This is a genomic window from Nioella sp. (assembly GCF_964229645.1).
In the GTDB taxonomy this organism is placed as follows: Bacteria; Pseudomonadota; Alphaproteobacteria; order Rhodobacterales; family Rhodobacteraceae; genus Nioella.
The window spans coordinates 38,476-55,628 of the sequence record NZ_CAXREX010000324.1 but is presented as its reverse complement, the minus strand read 5'-3'; the positions used below and the strand labels follow the sequence as shown (position 1 = coordinate 55,628).

The window sequence follows — 17,153 nt, the reverse complement described above, 5'->3', positions numbered from 1 at the left end:
CCATGATCGACCGGGCCAGGCTGATCGAATTGAAACAGGAAATCGGCGAGGATGACTTTGCCGAAGTCGCGGCCATCTTCCTTGACGAGATGGTTGAAACCCTGACGCGGCTGTGCGCCGACCCGGCCAGTGCGCAGGCGGCCGACTTTCACGCCCTGCGTGGCAGTGCGCTCAACCTGGGTTTCGCGGATCTGGCCCTTGCCTGCACCGAGGCCGAACACAAGGCGCACGAGGGCAAGGCGGTCGACATGGTGCATATCGACTGGCTGTTTCACGAATCGCTCGCGGCCTTCGGCCCCGACCTGCCCCGGCCGGAAGCGGCCTAGATCAGGAACTCTGCCAGAACCTCGTCTTCGGTGATGTCGCGATAGGCGAAGCCCCGGGCTTCCATCCGCTCGAACAGCCCGTCGAAATCCCCCGCCTCGCGTGCTTCGATCCCGATCAGGACCGACCCGAAATTGCGCGCGGATTTCTTGAGATACTCGAAACGGGCGATGTCATCGCCTGGCCCCAGGAGGCCCAGGAAATCCTTCAGAGCACCGGGTCGCTGCGGCATGCGCAAGATAAAATATTTCTTCACGCCCCGGAACCGCATGGCGCGTTCCTTGACCTCGGGCAGACGTTCAAAATCAAAATTCCCGCCAGACGTCACGCAGACCACCGTCTGCCCCCGGATCGCGGCGCCAAGATCCTGCAAGGCGTCGATCGCCAGTGCGCCGGCAGGCTCCAGCACGATGCCCTCGATATTCAGCATCTCGGAGATGGTCACGCAGATGCGGTTTTCCGGTGCCGCCAGCACGTCGCCCGGATCGGTCGTGCCAAGCACCTCGAACGGCGCGTCCCCGATCCGCGCGACCGCCGCGCCATCGACGAAGTTATCGACCACTGGCAAGGTCACCGGGTGCCCGGCCTTGAGCGCTGCAGCAAGGCTCTTGCCGCCCTCGGGCTCGACAAGCTTCACCCGCGTCCCGGCGCGCCCGGCCTTGAGGTAGGACAGCACCCCGGCAGAAAGCCCGCCTCCGCCGACGGGCAGGATCAGGCGGTCGGGTGCGGCACCCAGTTGATCGAGCATCTCGACCGCGACCGAGGCCTGTCCCTCGATCACGTCGGGGTCGTCGAAGGGGGACAGGAAAACGCCGCCCGTGTCCGTGCAGAAGGCCTGGGCGGCGGCCAGCGTGTCGTCGAAATAATCGCCCACCAGCTTGATCTCGACCGCGTCACCGCCGAAGGCCAATGTCTTGTCGATCTTCTGACGCGGGGTTGTGACGGGCATGAAGATCTCGCCCCTGACGCCGAAGTGACGGCACACGAACGCCACCCCTTGCGCGTGGTTGCCCGCGCTGGCGCAGACGAAGAGCCGCCGGTCGGGGTCTTCGGCCAGCCGCTTGGTCATGGCGTTGAAGGCCCCGCGAATCTTGTAGCTGCGCACGGGGCTCAGGTCTTCGCGCTTGAGCCAGATCTCGGCCCCGTAGCGGTCCGACAGGAAAGCATTGCGCAAGAGCGGTGTGGGCGGGAAGAGGTCCCGCATGGCATCGGCGGCCGCGCGGGCCCTTGTGGCAAAGTCGGTCATGATGTCCCGATCAGTTCAGCGTGCGGCCCTGCACCTGCGTGCCGTAGAGCGTTGTCATCAGCGACAGGTTCAGAAGGATCTGGATCCAGTACAGCAGGCCCTGCGGAATGAAGCCGAGCACGCTGCCCTGGAACACCAGGTTCACGAGCCCGCCAAGCACGCTCATCGCCAGGGCGATGATGAAGAGGGGCACCAGCAGGTCGGTCGCCACCGGGGCCGTGGCGCGCCAGCTTTCGCCGATCGACATCGGTTCGCCCAGCGCGGCGGCCGGCAGGATCAGGCCAAGCCGGGTGATGACCCAGGACATGCCCAGAACCCAGCCCGTCACGACCAGAAGGCTGACCACGCCGGGCAGCGCAAAAAGCAGCCCGCCAAGAACCAGGCTGGACACGAAGGCGATCAGGAACACCACGATCCCCAGCAGAATCGCCCGCCCGATATAGGACAGCACGAAGCCTCCGTGCCAGCGCGGCACAAGCCCGTTTCCATATTCTTCCAGCAGCACGAAACGGTGCCAGCCCACGGCGGCCCAGCAATAGGTGATGGCGCTGACCACGATACCGGCCAGCACCAGCAGGAAGATCATGCCGGGGTTGGGCATGTCGCCCTGGCCCATGGACGGGTCCAGAGTTGCGCCGGTGGACAGGAAAAGCACGAGCAGCAGGCCCATCGGCAGGAAGGTCAGCAGAAGCGTCAGCCGGGCGGCTTGCCCGAAATTGCCGAAAACCTGCGCCACAACATGCCGCAACATTCGATAGCCATAGTCCATTCAACCACACTCCGCCTGACTTGCTTCCCCCTTGAAAACCCGGTATCGCCCCGTCGGTCAATCGAATTCCCGGGAGAGTCCAATGTCCGCGCCGAAGAAAGTCGTTCTCGCCTATTCCGGCGGTCTCGACACCTCGATCATCCTCAAGTGGCTGCAAACCGAGTATGGTTGCGAAGTGGTGACCTTCACCGCCGATCTGGGCCAGGGCGAGGAACTCGAACCGGCGCGCCAGAAGGCCGAGATGCTTGGGATCAAGCCCGAGAATATCTATATCGAGGACCTGCGCGAAGAATTCGTGCGTGACTTCGTCAACCCGATGTTCCGCGCCAATGCGCAATACGAAGGGCTCTACCTGCTTGGCACCTCGATCGCACGGCCGCTGATTTCCAAGCGCCTGATCGAGATCGCGGAAGCCACCGGGGCCGATGCCGTGGCCCATGGTGCCACCGGCAAGGGCAACGACCAGGTGCGTTTCGAGCTGTCGGCCTACGCGCTCAACCCCGATATCAAGGTGATCGCCCCCTGGCGCGAATGGGATCTGACCAGCCGCACCAAGCTGATCGACTTCGCCGAGAAGAACCAGATTCCGATCGCCAAGGACAAGCGCGGCGAAGCGCCCTTCAGCGTCGACGCGAACCTTCTGCACACCTCTTCCGAGGGCAAGGTGCTGGAAGATCCGGCGGTCGACGCGCCCGATTACGTCTACCAGCGCACCGTGCATCCCGAGGATGCCCCGAACGAACCCGAATACGTGGAAATCGGCTTCGAGAAGGGCGATGCGGTGTCGATCAACGGCAAGGCAGTCAGCCCGGCCGAGATGCTGACCCAGCTCAATGAACTGGGCGGCAAACATGGCTGTGGGCGGCTCGACCTTGTGGAAGGCCGTTTCGTCGGTATGAAATCGCGCGGCATCTACGAAACGCCCGGCGGCACCCTGCTGCTGGAGGCCCATCGCGGGATCGAGTCGATCACCATGGACCGGGGCGCGATGCACCTGAAGGACCAGCTGATGCCGCAATATGCAGAGCTGATCTACAACGGTTTCTGGTTCAGCCCCGAACGCGAGATGCTGCAAGCGGCCATCGACAAGAGCCAGGAACACGTGACCGGCACCGTTCGGCTGAAGCTCTACAAGGGGCTTGCCCGCTGCGTGGGGCGCTGGTCGGACCACTCGCTCTATTCCGAAGAGCATGTGACCTTCGAAGACGATGCCGGTGCCTACGACCAGAAGGACGCGGCCGGCTTCATCAAGCTCAACGCGCTGCGCCTTCGGCTGATCGCCATGCGCAACCGCCGGCTGAAGGGCTGAGCTTCCAGCCACGTCAGCATTGCCAGATTTCCTAAGCCCGCCCATCACCTTGGGCGGGTTGTTCATTCGGGGGCCGAGATGGCGTTGGAAGAGATTGCAGAGCGCATTCGCGCCGGCCTGGGGGGCAAGGCTTTCGACGGCTCGCTCAAGTTCGATTGCGGCGAGGATGGCGTGATCGTGCTGGCCGATGGCAGTGCCACGACCGAGGATCGGGATGCCGATTGCACCCTGTCACTAAGCCAGGACAACCTGGTGAAACTGCTGACAGGCAAGCTCAACCCGATGACGGGGCTGATGATGGGCAAGCTCAAGGTCAGCGGCAATCCGGCGGTGGCGATGAAGCTGAGTCAGTTGCTGAAGGGCTGACGCTCAGCGGAGCTTGGCCGAGGACAGGTCCTCGTAGAAGGGCAGGGCCTGAGCGACCAGGGCTGCGGCCTCGGCATCGAGCGATGGCAAGGGGCCTTCGGCGCCCGCGAAACCGGTGCTGTTCCAGACAGCGCCATACCAGTGCGGGGCCCAGACGCCGTCGCTGTCATGGCCGCCTGCGGGCCAGGAGAGCATGGCCTCGGAAAATGGCAAATCAATGGAATCGCACAGTTTTTCCAGCATGTCGCGCGGGTTCTCGCGGATGTCGTGACTGTCGATCACGATGGGCGTTCCGCCGAACGCCAGGACCTCGCGGTAAAGCTCGGCCTGCTGGCGGAAACCGATATCGTCGAGCGTCGGGTTCTCGCGCTTGGCAGCGTAGCTGGCGACGACGCGGGCGGGGTGGCGAATGAGGAACACGTTGACCACGTCGCGCATCCAGTCTCGGGGCACGCCCGCGATCATGTGCTGGGTCATATGTTTCTGATACCAATGGGCTTTTCCATCCGGGACCGGGCCGGACAGAGCCTGTGCAACCTCGGCAGGATCCTGCGGCTGGGCGGCGAGAATCTCGGCCCGCATCGGGTGATCGAGCCCGGTCAGGGCGAGGTAGGCGGCATAGAAAGGTTCGTCCACCACGGCGCAATCGGGCCGGTTCGCGAAGGCATACATCATGGCCGTCGAGAGGTTTCTCGGACCTGACCACATCGCGATTTTCATGGCAGCACCCCCCGTACACCGGGCGTACACCCCCGTACACCCCCCGTACATACGCAAGGGCGGTTTCGCAAGCTGACAGCGGAATTCACCGCTCTGTGAGCTCACGGGCAGTTGCGTTGTATTTCATCGGCCCCGGCGCGATGGGTGGAGCATCAGGAGGAAACCCATGCCCCGCATCCGCATCGCCCAGAACATCAAGACCGCCGCACTGGCCCTGAGCATCGCGCTGGGCGTGATCGCCCATCACGGTCGCGCCGAGGCGCAGGAGCTGCGGCAGACCGTGCTGGCGGGGGGGTGTTTTTGGTGCGTGGAGGCCGATTTCGAAAGCGTGCCGGGGGTTGTCGAGGCGGTCTCGGGCTTTGCCGGCGGCACGGTCGAGGCCCCGAGCTACCGGCAGGTGACGGCGGGAGGCACCGGGCACTACGAGGTGGTGCGGCTGACCTATGATGCCGAGGTGATCGGCTATGACGAGATCCTGCGGCTCTTCCTGCGTTCGGTCGATGTGACCGATGCAGGCGGGCAGTTCTGCGACCGGGGGCCGAGCTATCGCACCGCGATCTTCGTCGATGGCCCCGGGGAACGCGCGATTGCCGAGGCCGCGATTGCCGAGGCCGAGGCCGCGCTTGGACAGGCGGTGGTCACCCCCGTCCTGGATGCGGCCCCCTTCTGGCCAGCAGAGGACTATCACCAGGATTTCTACGCCAGCGACGCGCTGATCCTGACCCGGTTCGGACCGCGCCGCAAATCGGTGGCCTACACGCTGTACCGCGACTCCTGCGGGCGCGATGCGCGGCTGTCCGAACTATGGGGCGATGAGGCTGCCTTTGCCGGGGGTCACTGAGCGCACGGGTTTCGAATTGCTGCGCAATCCGACCCGCCGGGGTATTTCCACAAAGAAGAAGGGTCAGATGAAATACATCGCGTTGTTGCGGATCAGGATTTCCGCCGCGAAGAGACCCAGGATCACGATGAGCGGCGCGAGGTCGAGCCCGCCCATGTTGGGCAGCATCCGGCGGATCGGGTTGTAGACCGGGGCCAGGAGCTGATCGAGGCCGCGCCAGAGCTGGTTCACCAGCGGCTGGTGGATGTTCAGCACGCCGAAATTGATCAGCCAGCTCATGATGATATGGGCGATGATGATGAACTTGGCGACGCTGATCAGCATCAGGAGAATCTGGAAGAGTGACAGCATGGCCTTGCGCGCGCCCCTTGGTTTCTTGAGTTCGCCAAGAGGTAAGGGGGCAGGGCCGCGATGACAAGGGCGTGACGCGACGGACCGGGTTGACGCCCCCCTGCGCGGGGGATCAATGGGGCCGTCCACCCGTTGCAAAGGTTGCCCGATGTATCCTGTTGCCCGCATGCTTTACCAGTTGGCCGTGACCCGCCATGCGCCGCGCCTTCCCCTGACCGGAACCCATGTCAGCCGCCATCGCTGCTGGCCCTGGGATATCGACCTGTGGATGGAGCTCAATAACGGGCGCACGCTGACCTTCTACGATCTCGGGCGCATTCCGCTGGCCCGGCGCACCGGGTTGATCGAGATGCTTCGGCGCGAGCGCTGGGGCATGACCATGGCCGGGGCCTCGGTGCGATACCGCGCCCGCATCCGCACCTTCGAGCTGGTCGAGATGCGTAGCCGCTGCGTGGGCTGGGACGCGCGGTTCGTCTATATCGAGCAATCGATGTGGAAGGGGCAGGCCTGCTGCAACCAGATTGTCTATCGTTCGGCCATGACGGGGCCGGAGGGGATCGTTCCGACCGAGCGCGTGACACGGGCACTGGGGGTTGATCCGGTCTCGCCACCCTTGCCGGACTGGGTGCAGGCCTGGATCGAAGCCGAGGACAGGCGGCCCTGGCCTCCGCAGGAGGCGGAATTTATTTCCGTTGCCAAACAGGAGGATTGGCTGAATTCTGCCTGACAGGGAACAGGGAAGGGCAGGACATGGCCGGAATTTCTCCGACGAAGCGCATCTGGGGCTGGTATTTCTTCGACTGGGCCAGTCAGCCCTACAACACGCTGATGCTGACCTTCATCTTCGGCCCCTATTTCAGCCAGACCGCCGCGCAGTCCCTGATGGCGGGCGGCATGGCCGAGCAGGCGGCCGAGGCACAGGCGCAGGCGCTGTGGGGTTACGGGCTGACGCTGACGGGGATTACCATCGCCGTTCTGGCGCCGATCCTGGGCAGCGTGGCCGACAGTTCGGGCCGGCGGATGCCCTGGATCTGGCTCTTCTCGGCGCTCTACGTCATTGGCGCCTGGGGCACCTGGTACAGCGCGCCGGAGGATTTCTCGGTCTTCTGGGCGTTGCTGTTTTTCGGCATGGGCCTGATCGGGATGGAATTCGCCACGATCTTTACCAATGCCTACCTGCCCTCGCTGGGCCCCAAGGAAGAGCTGGGGCGAATCTCAGGGTCCGGCTGGGGGTTCGGATACGTGGGCGGCGTGGTGGCGCTGGCGATCATGCTGGCGCTCTTCCAGGCGGGCGACAACGGTCTGACCATGGCGGGGATGCGGCCGCTGCTGGGGCTGGACCCGGAAACCGGGGCCGATACGCGCGTGGTGGGGCCGCTGACGTCCCTTTGGTACGCGGTCTTCATGATCCCGTTCTTCCTGTGGGTGAAGGATGGCCCCCCGCCCGAGAACGCCCATTACCGGGTTGGCGAGGGCCTGCGTGACCTGGTGCGCACGATCAAGGGCCTGCCGCGCCACCCCAGCCTGCTGGCCTATCTCGGCAGTTCGATGTTCTACCGTGACGCGCTGAACGGGATGTACACTTTCGGCGGCATCTACGCGCTGGGCGTGCTGGACTGGTCGATCATGGAGGTGGGCATCTTCGGCATCCTGGCCGCGATCTCGGGCGCGATCTTTGCCTGGGTTGGCGGGCTGGCGGACCGCAAGTTCGGGCCGATGCCGGTGATCGTTGTTTGCTGCGTGGTACTGATCTTGACTGCCTGCCTGATCGTGGGGCTGTCGCCCGAGGCGATCTTTGGAATGCCGGTGGCCGAGGGTTCGGCGCTGCCTGACCAGCTGTTCTATGTCGCGGGTCTTTTGATCGGGGCGGCCGGTGGCGCGGTGCAGTCGGCCAGCCGCAACATGCTGACCAAGCAGGCCAATCCGCAGCGCATGACCGAGGCATTTGGGCTTTATGCCCTGTCGGGTAAGGCCACGACGTTCCTCGCGCCCTGGCTGATCGCGATTACCACGGACATCACGAACAACCAGAGGCTTGGGGTCACGCCCCTGATTGGGCTATTCTCCTTGGGATTGGTTCTGTTGATTTGGGTGAAGCCCAACGGGGAAGAGAGTTGATGATCCTGCGCGCCGCGCTTTTGTTCGTATCGGTGATTGCCCTTGGGTCTTGCGGGAGCGGAGACGGCTCGGAGGCGTTGAGCCCCGAGATGCAGGTCACGGCCAGCACGATGAGCGCGACGCCCGCGAGGCGGCTCTTTGGCCATGTCGACGCGCCATCCGACGGGCGCACTCGTGTCTACGGACGCATTTCCCGAGGCTGTATCCAGGGGGCAGAAGAACTGCCCGAGACAGGGCCGACCTGGCAGGCGATGCGCCTGTCGCGCAACCGCAATTACGGGCACCCGGAGCTTTTGGACTACCTTCAGGAGCTGTCGCGCTTCGCCGCGACCCTGCCGGGTTGGGACGGGCTCTATATCGGGGACATGGCGCAACCGAGGGGCGGGCCGATGCTGACCGGCCATGCCAGCCACCAGTCCGGGCTGGACGCCGATATCTGGATGCTGCCTGCGACCGACCTGAGCCTGACCGAGGCCGAGCGCGAGAGCCTGTCCTCGATCTCGACCCGGCGGGCGCGCGGGGCCTATGTGGGCGAGAACTGGACCGAGGCGCATTGGCAGCTGATGCGCGCGGCGGCGAGCGATCCGCGGGTGGCGCGGGTTTTCGTTTTCCCCGGCGCAAAGGTCTGGATGTGCGACAATGAAACAGGGGACCGCTCCTACCTGCGGCAGATCCGGCCCTGGTATGGTCATCACTACCATTTCCACGTGCGCCTTTCCTGCCCTCAGGGATCGCCCGATTGCGTCGACCAGGCCCCGCCGCCGCCGGGCGACGGTTGCGACGAGGCGCGGGAATGGCAACGCAACATCCTGAACCCGCCGCTGCCCGACCCGGATCCGAACCGGCCCGAGCCGGTCCGGGGAGAGATCATGCTGAGCGACCTGCCTGCCCAATGCACCCGCGTCTTGCTCAGCTCGCCCTGACGGCGGCGCTGGCGGGCGCGATTACCCTTTCTGCCTGGGCCGAGGGCCCCGCGCGCCTTCTGGGCGCCTTCGCGCTTGACGGGCCGGACCCGATGCTGGGCGGGCTATCCGCGATCGAGGTAACCGACGGCGGGCGCGGGATCGTGCTGCTCTCGGACCGGGGGGCATTGTTCCGGGGCACGGTCGCGCGGGGCGGCAGCGGCGAGGTGACGGGCGTGGCGCTGGCACCGGCCGCCTTGCTGATGGCGCGCAGCGGCGAGCGCGGCCAGAGGGGACAGCGCGACAGCGAGGGGCTGGCCATGGACGGGCGCGGGCGTCTGTTCCTGTCTTTCGAGGGCGACCATCGGGTGGTGATGCTGACCGAGGACGGGGCGGTGATCTTGCCCGCCGCCCCAGGCTTCGCCGTGATGGAGGCCAATGGCTCGCTCGAAGCGCTGGCCGTGGACGCGGAGGGAAGGCTCTACACCCTTCCGGAAGTGTCGGAAGGGCCAGAGATTCCCGTCTTTCGCCATGCCAACGGGCAGTGGCAGCAGGCGCTGAGCATTCCGCGCCTCGGGTCTTTCCGGCCCGTCGGGGCCGATTTCGACGACCGGGGGCGGTTCTACCTGCTGGAGCGGGATTTCAGCCTGCTCTTCGGCTTCGCCGCCCGGATCCGGGTCTTTGACTTGGGCCCTGAAGGGTTTTCGGGCGGGCGGATCGCCTGGCAGTCGAGCCATGGGGCCTTTTCCAACCTCGAAGGGCTGAGCATCTGGCGCGATGGCCAGGGGCGGCTGGTGGCCAGCATGGTCTCGGACGACAATTTCAGCCCGATCCTGCCCACCGAACTGGTCGAGGTGATCCTGGAGTGACCCGCCCAACGGGCGGGGAAGAATTTTCGAAAATTCTTGCAACGATCTTCGAAGATCGTTTCCCCGCCGCTGGTTCAGCGGCCGGGAATACCCCCGCGTCGGGCGGTGTCGCCCCAGCTGTCGAGCACATCGACCGCTTCCTCGGCGGTTTCCACGAAGCGGAAGAGATCGAGATCCTCCGGGCTGATCGTGCCTGCATCGGCCAGCGCCTGCCAGTTGATGATCCGTTCCCAGAAGGCGCGCCCGAAGAGCAGGAAGGGCACCCGTTCCATGCGTCCGGTCTGGATCAGGGTCAGGCTTTCGAACATCTCGTCCAGCGTGCCGAACCCGCCGGGGAAGATGGTGATTGCCTTGGCACGCATCAGGAAATGCATCTTGCGGATGGCGAAGTAGTGGAAGTTGAAGCACAGGTCGGGCGTGACGTATTCGTTGGGCGCCTGTTCATGCGGCAGCACGATGTTGAGCCCGATCGACACGCCGCCTGCATCGGCTGCGCCGCGGCTGCCCGCCTCCATCACGCCGGGACCGCCGCCGGTGACGATGATGTTGTCGTGCTGGCCGTTGCCGAGGCTGCGCTCGGTCATGATGCGGGCGAATGAGCGTGCCTCGTCGTAGTATTTCGACAGCTCCCTCAGCGTGTCTGTCCGGGCGCTGCCTGCCTTGGAGGGTTCCGGAATCCGCGCGCCGCCGAACATCACGATGGTCGATTTCACCCCGTACTCATCGAGCATCATCTGGGGCTTCAGCAGTTCGAGCTGAAGGCGCACCGGCCGCAGTTCGTCCCGGCACATGAAATCGTCGTCGGTGAAGGCCAGCCGGTAGGCGGGGGCGCGGGTCTGGGGGGTGTCGGGGACCTGGCGGGCGGTCTCGATATCGGTATGGGCGTCACGGAAAAGCCCGTCGCGGGGGTCGTCGGTCATCACTCGTATCCTTCTTGTCCTGCCTGTGGGCAAGGCTAGCGCGCCCCCCGCCCGGTTGAAAGCCGTCTTCGCGCAAGCGTGAAGCGTCGTATTTGCGGATTGAGCCGAGGGGGGCGGTCGGCTATAGCGCGCGGGACCAAGGAAACCGGAGGCCCCCCATGTCGAACGCCCAGCTCGAAGCTGCCATCGAAGCCGCGTGGGACGCACGCGACCAGATCACCCCCGCCACCACCGGCGAAACCCGTGAAGCGATCGAGGACACGCTGAATGCGCTCGACAGCGGCAGCCTGCGCGTGGCCGAGCGGCAGGAGAACGGCGACTGGCACGTCAACCAGTGGGCCAAGAAGGCCGTGCTGCTTGGCTTCCGCCTGAAGGACATGGAAATGCAGTCCGGCAGCCCGCAGGGCGGCAGCTGGTGGGACAAGGTCGACAGCAAATGGGCGACCTGGGGCGAAAACGAATGGAGCGCGGCGGGCTTCCGCGCGGTGCCCAACTGCGTGGTGCGCAAATCGGCCTATATCGCGCCGGGCGTGGTTCTGATGCCGTCCTTCGTGAATCTCGGCGCTTATGTGGACAGCGGCACCATGGTCGATACCTGGGCCACGGTGGGCAGCTGCGCGCAGATCGGCAAGAACGTGCACCTGTCGGGCGGTGTCGGCATCGGCGGCGTGCTGGAGCCGATGCAGGCTGGCCCGACGATCATCGAGGACAACTGCTTTATCGGGGCGCGGTCGGAAGTCGTGGAAGGCTGCATCGTGCGCGAGGGTTCGGTGCTTGGCATGGGTGTCTTCATCGGCAAGTCCACCAAGATCGTCGATCGCGAAACCGGCGAGGTCATGTATGGCGAAGTGCCGCCTTACTCGGTGGTCGTGGCAGGCTCTATGCCGTCGAAGAACGGGATCAACCTTTACTGCGCCGTGATCGTGAAGCGGGTTGATGAACAGACCCGGTCCAAGACCGGCATCAACGAGCTTCTGCGCGACTGAACCGCGAGCCGGGCGCCTCTTCGGGCTTTGCGAAAAGTCCGAGAAGGCGCGTTTTCGAAAACGCTGACCCCCGCGTCATTTTTCCGCTGTCTTGCGGGGCAACCGTGCTAGTCTCCCCCCGTCGAAACGGCGTGGAGCATGTGCATGCAAGGTTTGGGATGGATCGCGGCGATCGTCGTGGGCGGGTTGGCCGGATGGGGTGCCAGCACGTTCATGCGGGCGGAAACCGGCCTGGTCGCCAATGTCATTCTGGGGATCGTCGGGGCGATCGTGGCGAATTTCCTGCTGCGGCTGGTCGGCATCTCGGCCTCGGCCACGTGGATTTCGCAAGGTCTGGTCGGCTTCGCCGGGGCCTGCCTGATCATCTGGGGCGCGCGCCAGTTGCGCGGCAGATAGGCCGGTATCGGGCCAGTTTCGACGGAATTCTCAAGGCCGCGCGTTTGAGCCTGCACAGGATAAGTGCAGGAGGACCAACGCATGCTGAGACTGTTTTCCCTGAGCGCCCTCATCGGGCTTGCCGCGATGGCCGACGGGGCCTTTGCGCATGAAAACGAGGTTGATGTCAGGCTGGAGGGCGCGCAGCTTTGCGTCACGTCCAATTCCAGCCCGAACCATGACATCGGGCAGTTCCCCAACCGGGGCAATCCCAACAGCTTCCGCCAGCAAGCGACCCGCGTCTGTGTCGACGCAGACCCCGAGGTGACCGGGCGGATCACGCAAAACACCCAAAGCTCGGGCGTTTCGGTGACGGGCATTCTGTTCCGGCCCGGAACGGCGGATTTCTACGATGCCAACAGCCCGCGGGGCTTTTCCCGCGATCCGTCCTCGGGGTGGCGGCTGGAAGGCATGGGCGCGGCGGAGCTGCTGGGGATGGACGCGCAGAATGCGCATGTGGATCACCGGGGGCTCTACCATTACCACGGCGTGTCCGAGGCGTTGGTGGGCTCGCAGTCCGGTAGCCTGATCGGCTGGGCCGCAGACGGGTTCGAGATCCACTATATCGGTGACGCCGCCCAGTCGGGCTGGCAGTTGCGAGAGGGCACGCGCGCCTCGGCTCCGTTTGGCGCCTATGACGGCACCTACGAGGAAGACTGGGTGTTCGTGGAAGGGGCAGGCAATCTCGACCAGTGCAACGCCGCCGTGGTCAACGGAACGCTCACCTATTTTGCGACGGATACCTACCCGTTCTTCCCGCGCTGCTTTCACGGGACGGTCAGCAGCGATTTCATGGGCCGACGCTGATCGTACCGTCCCTGTCACGCCGGCCCATGTCGACCCCCACCCCCTGCCCAGGGGTGGGGACCGGGGTACTCAGATCACCCCTGACGTTGGGACACCGGGCAGGTATTGATGCCGAGGATCCGGTAGAGCGGGCAGAAGCCCACGAGGCCGGTGGCCAGCGGCACGATTCCGATCCAGCCCCAGTTGGTCTGCGGACCGACGAAGACGAGAGCGATGAGAACGATGCCCGCGATGATGCGCAGGGCGCGGTCGATGTTACCTTCGTTGCGAAGCATGAGACGGCTCCTTTCGGGTGCTTGCGTTATGAGGGGATCATAGCGCAGGCCCCGGCCCGGCAGCGGTGACAGAGTCACCATCAGTCTGCGGCAATCCGTTCCAATCCGGCGCGGTCGGTGATCCGCACTCCGCCGCGCAGCTGTTCGACCAGGCCCCGCCGGACGAATTCGGCCATGCGGCGGCTGACGAAGGCCCGGCCCGAGGCGGTTTCGACTGCCAGCGCGCTATGGGCGGCGTGCACCTCGCCCGCCGGGTCGGCCAGCCGCAGCAGGACCCGTGCCAGCCGGGCATCGAAGCCGGTCAGCGCCACGTCCTCGATCAGCCTCTCGTATTCGCCGAAGCGGTTGGCCACGGCGGAAAAGACGAGCGTGCGAAAGTCGGGATCGCCTTCCAGCCGGGTGCGGAACTGGTCGGGCGGCACAAGCTCGCCTTCCAGGTCGGTTTCGGCCACGCCCTCGGCCGAATAGCTGCGGCCTTCGACGAGGCAGGCAAAGGTTTGCAGGCACATGTCGCCGGGACTGACCCGGTAGAGAACGACCTCGCGCCCGTTGGCGGCGGTCAGCGTGACCCTGATCGTGCCCTTGTCGAGCAACACGAGACCCGGGCAGGCCTGGCCAGGCTGGAACAGGGTCGTGCCCTTTGGAAAGGCGATGCGGCGGCGCAGGTCACTCATGTCCCAAGTGGTGAAACGAAGCGCCGCCCGCGTCAATGCCCAAGGCCCCGCTTGACCGGCAGGGCGCAGAGGTCTAGGCGCAGGGCATGGCGAAAGAAAAGAAACAGCAGCAGGTCTATACGCTTGTGGTCGAGCTTGGCCGCAAGTCGGGCGATGGCCTGCCCAAGGGGGCGACCGGCGCGGCGCTGATGGTCTATGCCTCGGGCGTGGATGAAGCCGAGGCGGTGCGCGAAACCGTGGCGATCCTCAAGCAGGCCGACATGGCACCGCTTGACGTGCAGGGCTATGGCACGCTGGAGGAACGCCGCGAGATGGGCCACGAGATTTCCGACGAGGAAGTCGAGCTGATGCAGCGCGCGGCGGATGAAAACTCTGTCATTGTGGCGCAGATGACGCCTTTCTTCGGAGACGAGGACTAGGCGCGGTCAGGCGGCTGCCGGACGGTTTTGCGACAGCATCTCCAGCCACGCCTGCGCCGAGGGCCGGTCGATCATCGGCCAGGCACTTTGCCGGTCGGCCTGGTCGAGCCGCGCGGTGGACTTGCCTTCGGCCGCCAGGACATCTGCCAGCAAGTTCGAGGCCAGCGCGCTGCGCCCGGACATCAGGCAATCGTGGTCATCGAGCAGCACGTGGTGCAGCGTCACCACGGGCTGAGCAAGGCTGATGCGTGCGGCGCCCGCACGGCGGATATCTTCGACCTGCGCCAAGACCTCTTCGTGTCCGAAGAGGTATTCCACCTCGCATCCAGATAGCAGCAGCGGCTGATTGCGGGAGACCAGGATATCTTCGAACAGCCCGAAATAGGGTGCGCGCAGTAGCACGGGGGCGTCGCTGCCGCGGGCCATGCGTTCACTTTTCCCGATCCAGCGCACGGTCTGTTCGCGCCCGCTGCGTGTCAGAACTTTTGCCCCGACGCCCAGGCGTGCCACGGGCACGGGACCATCTGGGGTTGCCACCTTTACAGCCCCGTCGAGACCGGGCAGGGGGATGTCGGGCAGGGCATGGTTCGCAACGCCCGCATAGCTGACCGACAGCATCGGGCCGGGCGTTTCCGGCACGATCTCGGCCAGTTCGCGGGGGGCGTGGGCGCTTAGAAACGTGGTGCTTTCCGCGCCGGTCTGAAGGTTCTTGAGAACCAGTTGCCCACCGTGCCCGAGCCGGGACCAGCTATAGTGCAGATGCAGCGGTTCGCCAGACAACAAGAAACCGGGCTGCGTTTCGACAATCGACGTGCCATGTTCGAAGCTGACGGTTCCGTCGGGCCTGGCCAGGACGCGCAGGTCGCGCGCGGTGCCGGTGCGGCCCTGCCACAGGATGACAGGCGTCTGGATGTCCCCGCGAAGGTGCATCTCGAAACGGATCGTGCCCTCGCACAGCTCTGCCCTGCGCGCGTCGCGCGCCACATGTGTGAGCTTCCGCCCATCCCAGATCGCCAGCCAACCCATATCGAAACAATGCCCCACGTTATGATTGATTGGAGCTTATCCGTGGAGCTGGGGCCGAAGTTTTGCGGAAATGGGGAAAGAATGTGACCTAGGCCAGCAGGGCCGCCGCCTCGTAGCTGCGCAGGCTGGGACGGGCCGAGGCGCCATAGCCTGCGCCGGTGCCCGGATCGAGTTCGGGGAAGAGCGCAAACAGCTCGTCCCGCACCGCATCGTCGAATCCGGCAAGGGTCTGCGGGCCTGGGTGGAAGCTTTCCGTCAGAAGCCCCTCGGACCAGATGATCTGATGCTGGTCGAAAAGCAGGTGGTAGTAGTCGACCGTTCCGCCTTCGCGCACCCGGATCGAGCAGTCGTTGACCAGGTCCTTGGCCGCGACCAGCACCTCGTCCTCGCCGAACAGAAGTTCGGCCATGTGGTGACGCACCAGAACCCGATGCTGAGGCGACAGAACCAGCGTTTCATGAAAGCCCATGGTCCCGCGTTCGATCACGATCGGGGCGAACCTGCCGATTGCTTCCACGTGCCGGTGGCCAATCCAGCGAATGGGTTGCAGGCCGTTGTCGCGGGTCTCGACCATGTCACCAACGCGCAGGTCCTCAACCGGGATCTCACCCCGATCGGTGCGGATGCGGGTGCCCCTGGCAAAGCAGGGGATCGTGGTGATGGTGACGAAGGCCGTGTCGGAAATGCCGGCCCCGCCCCCGGCCGCCGCAGTGTAGGAGAAGGTGAAGTCTTCGGGCGTCGCGGGCAGGCTGTAGCCTGCGGGCGGCTCGACCAGTAGCGTCCCATCCGCCTGAAGCGTGATGTCGAACCCGTTGCTGAGCGTGATCGTGCTGCCGGTGGTCACGGCCTGGCCGTTGATATGGGTCACGACCATGGAATTGGGGGCCTGGTCATTGGCCAGCACATCCACCGAGATATCGCCATAGCCCGCCAATGTGCCGGTGTCGTCCTCTGCGAAAATCTGCCCCTGGACGGAGTTTGCGGCGATCAGCAGAGCGGAGTCATAGCTGCTGTCGGCCACGTCGGCGATGCCCAGCTTGATCGTGTTCACCGTGTTTGGATTGACATCCATCTTGACCGAAAGCGTGACGGTGTAACCGTCCATCTCGGTATTCGCGACATCGCCGGTATTGTCGACGTAGAGCGTTTCGTTCGACGAGTTATTGACGTTGTTGATGCGGGCGAATTCGAAGACCGGAGAGGCGACCTCGACCCCGTTGATCCAGATGCCCACTGCGTCGTTGAAGACCGACCCGACATATTCAGGATACTCTTCGGACGCGAAGATGAACTGCATCGTCAGCGTATCGCCATCGGGGATGAAACTGGCTTCCAGGATGGCCGCGTCATAGGTGGCGCGCCCTGCCAGCGTGTTGAAATCGGAATCGTTGTTCACCCCGCGCGTATTGGTCGAGGTGTTGCTGCGAACGTTGGGATCGCCCGAGGAGTTGGTGAAATCTGTCACCCGGCCCGTGGACAGGATGACGCCGGTGTCGGAGGGGGTTGCATCGGGCGAGATGGCATCGCCGTCTGTCCATATGCCCGAGGAATTCCGGTCACCGGAATAAGAGGCACTGATGACCTGCACCCCGTCACCGAAAATGGTTTCCGCCATTTCGGTCGCACTGGCGCGGTTGTCGATCGTCAATTCACTCGCCGTGACGGGCATACTGTTTACGTCCTGCTCAACTGGCAGAGCCGAAACCTTGGCGCGCGTGGGAACCCTGCCCGCGCAGTCATCTGCCTGTTCTCGATCTGCCGTCTTTTCTTGTTTGTGTCGAAAGATAGTCGTGTTT

At 64.7% G+C, this 17,153-nt stretch carries 21 protein-coding genes; 12 read left to right on the top strand and 9 right to left on the bottom strand.

Going from position 1 to position 17,153, the window contains the following annotated elements; all coding sequences use genetic code 11:
- The first annotated feature begins 2 nt into the window (after positions 1-2).
- Entirely contained in the window at positions 3-326 is a 324-nt protein-coding gene (locus ACEQXV_RS20185; protein WP_370252908.1) for an Hpt domain-containing protein, read from the top strand.
- Here ACEQXV_RS20185 and ilvA read toward each other — a convergent pair.
- Both ilvA and ACEQXV_RS20175 read right to left on the bottom strand, forming a co-directional pair.
- Positions 323-1,570 (bottom strand): threonine ammonia-lyase IlvA, encoded by a 1,248-nt coding sequence (ilvA, locus tag ACEQXV_RS20180; protein WP_370252906.1) that lies wholly within the window; start codon positions 1,568-1,570, stop codon positions 323-325. The genes ACEQXV_RS20185 and ilvA overlap by 4 nt on opposite strands.
- A 10-nt stretch (positions 1,571-1,580) precedes the next feature.
- A complete protein-coding gene (locus ACEQXV_RS20175; protein WP_370252905.1) occupies positions 1,581-2,339 on the bottom strand; it encodes a hypothetical protein in 759 nt (252 codons plus the stop codon).
- 82 nt (positions 2,340-2,421) lie between these two features.
- Between ACEQXV_RS20175 and ACEQXV_RS20170 the strand changes: the two genes are divergently transcribed.
- Positions 2,422-3,648, top strand: coding sequence for an argininosuccinate synthase (locus ACEQXV_RS20170; protein ID WP_370252904.1), 1,227 nt, complete (start codon positions 2,422-2,424; stop codon positions 3,646-3,648).
- A 78-nt stretch (positions 3,649-3,726) separates the two neighbouring features.
- Complete coding sequence (locus ACEQXV_RS20165) at positions 3,727-4,014, top strand: SCP2 sterol-binding domain-containing protein (RefSeq protein ID WP_370252902.1); 288 nt, start codon at positions 3,727-3,729, stop codon at positions 4,012-4,014.
- Positions 4,015-4,017: 3 nt separating this feature from the next.
- Here ACEQXV_RS20165 and ACEQXV_RS20160 read toward each other — a convergent pair whose 3' ends face one another.
- Entirely contained in the window at positions 4,018-4,734 is a 717-nt protein-coding gene (locus tag ACEQXV_RS20160) for an HAD family hydrolase (RefSeq protein WP_370270657.1), read from the bottom strand.
- A 166-nt stretch (positions 4,735-4,900) separates the two neighbouring features.
- Here ACEQXV_RS20160 and msrA point away from each other — a divergent pair, with 166 nt between their 5' ends.
- On the top strand, positions 4,901-5,575 hold the full coding sequence (msrA, locus tag ACEQXV_RS20155; protein WP_370252898.1) for a peptide-methionine (S)-S-oxide reductase MsrA: 675 nt from the start codon (positions 4,901-4,903) through the stop codon (positions 5,573-5,575).
- Positions 5,576-5,638: 63 nt separating this feature from the next.
- On the opposite strand, the gene ACEQXV_RS20150 is transcribed toward msrA, so the two are convergent.
- The gene (locus ACEQXV_RS20150) at positions 5,639-5,926 is read right to left on the bottom strand and encodes a YggT family protein (protein WP_370252896.1); all 288 of its coding nucleotides are present in this window, start codon (positions 5,924-5,926) and stop codon (positions 5,639-5,641) included.
- A gap of 148 nt (positions 5,927-6,074) precedes the next feature.
- Between ACEQXV_RS20150 and ACEQXV_RS20145 the strand changes: the two genes are divergently transcribed.
- The 4 genes from ACEQXV_RS20145 to ACEQXV_RS20130 are packed head-to-tail and all read left to right on the top strand — an operon-like array spanning position 6,075 to position 9,815.
- Positions 6,075-6,653, top strand: coding sequence for an acyl-CoA thioesterase (locus ACEQXV_RS20145; RefSeq protein WP_370252894.1), 579 nt, complete (start codon positions 6,075-6,077; stop codon positions 6,651-6,653).
- Between the two features lie 23 nt (positions 6,654-6,676).
- Positions 6,677-8,044, top strand: coding sequence for an MFS transporter (locus ACEQXV_RS20140; RefSeq protein WP_370270655.1), 1,368 nt, complete (start codon positions 6,677-6,679; stop codon positions 8,042-8,044).
- Positions 8,044-8,967 (top strand): penicillin-insensitive murein endopeptidase, encoded by a 924-nt coding sequence (gene mepA, locus ACEQXV_RS20135; protein WP_370270654.1) that lies wholly within the window; start codon positions 8,044-8,046, stop codon positions 8,965-8,967. Before ACEQXV_RS20140 ends, mepA begins: the two co-directional genes overlap by 1 nt.
- Positions 8,937-9,815 (top strand): esterase-like activity of phytase family protein, encoded by an 879-nt coding sequence (locus ACEQXV_RS20130; protein ID WP_370270652.1) that lies wholly within the window; start codon positions 8,937-8,939, stop codon positions 9,813-9,815. Before mepA ends, ACEQXV_RS20130 begins: the two co-directional genes overlap by 31 nt.
- 74 nt (positions 9,816-9,889) lie before the next feature.
- On the opposite strand, the gene ACEQXV_RS20125 is transcribed toward ACEQXV_RS20130, so the two are convergent.
- The gene (locus ACEQXV_RS20125) at positions 9,890-10,735 is read right to left on the bottom strand and encodes a TIGR00730 family Rossman fold protein (protein ID WP_370252790.1); all 846 of its coding nucleotides are present in this window, start codon (positions 10,733-10,735) and stop codon (positions 9,890-9,892) included.
- Between the two features lie 158 nt (positions 10,736-10,893).
- On the opposite strand from ACEQXV_RS20125, the gene dapD reads away from it, so the two are divergent.
- The 3 genes from dapD (at position 10,894) to ACEQXV_RS20110 (ending at position 12,963) form a co-directional block, all read left to right on the top strand.
- Entirely contained in the window at positions 10,894-11,721 is an 828-nt protein-coding gene (gene dapD / locus ACEQXV_RS20120; RefSeq protein WP_370252789.1) for a 2,3,4,5-tetrahydropyridine-2,6-dicarboxylate N-succinyltransferase, read from the top strand.
- 144 nt (positions 11,722-11,865) lie between these two features.
- The gene (locus tag ACEQXV_RS20115; RefSeq protein ID WP_370252788.1) at positions 11,866-12,117 is read left to right on the top strand and encodes a GlsB/YeaQ/YmgE family stress response membrane protein; all 252 of its coding nucleotides are present in this window, start codon (positions 11,866-11,868) and stop codon (positions 12,115-12,117) included.
- 81 nt (positions 12,118-12,198) lie between these two features.
- Complete coding sequence (locus ACEQXV_RS20110; protein WP_370270651.1) at positions 12,199-12,963, top strand: YHYH protein; 765 nt, start codon at positions 12,199-12,201, stop codon at positions 12,961-12,963.
- A 74-nt stretch (positions 12,964-13,037) separates the two neighbouring features.
- Here the strand turns inward: ACEQXV_RS20110 and ACEQXV_RS20105 are convergent, their stop codons facing one another.
- Positions 13,038-13,238: a DUF2892 domain-containing protein gene (locus ACEQXV_RS20105; protein ID WP_370252784.1), complete on the bottom strand. Its 201-nt coding sequence runs from the start codon at positions 13,236-13,238 to the stop codon at positions 13,038-13,040.
- A gap of 80 nt (positions 13,239-13,318) precedes the next feature.
- Complete coding sequence (locus ACEQXV_RS20100; protein WP_370270650.1) at positions 13,319-13,912, bottom strand: Crp/Fnr family transcriptional regulator; 594 nt, start codon at positions 13,910-13,912, stop codon at positions 13,319-13,321.
- Between the two features lie 86 nt (positions 13,913-13,998).
- Here ACEQXV_RS20100 and ACEQXV_RS20095 point away from each other — a divergent pair, with 86 nt between their 5' ends.
- Positions 13,999-14,331, top strand: a complete 333-nt coding sequence (locus tag ACEQXV_RS20095; RefSeq protein WP_370252781.1) for a hypothetical protein — start codon at positions 13,999-14,001, stop codon at positions 14,329-14,331.
- A gap of 6 nt (positions 14,332-14,337) precedes the next feature.
- Here ACEQXV_RS20095 and ACEQXV_RS20090 read toward each other — a convergent pair whose 3' ends face one another.
- Positions 14,338-15,357 (bottom strand): Hint domain-containing protein, encoded by a 1,020-nt coding sequence (locus ACEQXV_RS20090; protein ID WP_370252780.1) that lies wholly within the window; start codon positions 15,355-15,357, stop codon positions 14,338-14,340.
- 88 nt (positions 15,358-15,445) lie between these two features.
- Positions 15,446-17,026 carry a Hint domain-containing protein gene (locus ACEQXV_RS20085; protein ID WP_370270648.1) on the bottom strand — a complete coding sequence of 527 codons (1,581 nt, stop codon included), beginning with the start codon at positions 17,024-17,026 and terminating at the stop codon, positions 15,446-15,448.
- Positions 17,027-17,153: the final 127 nt, after the last annotated feature.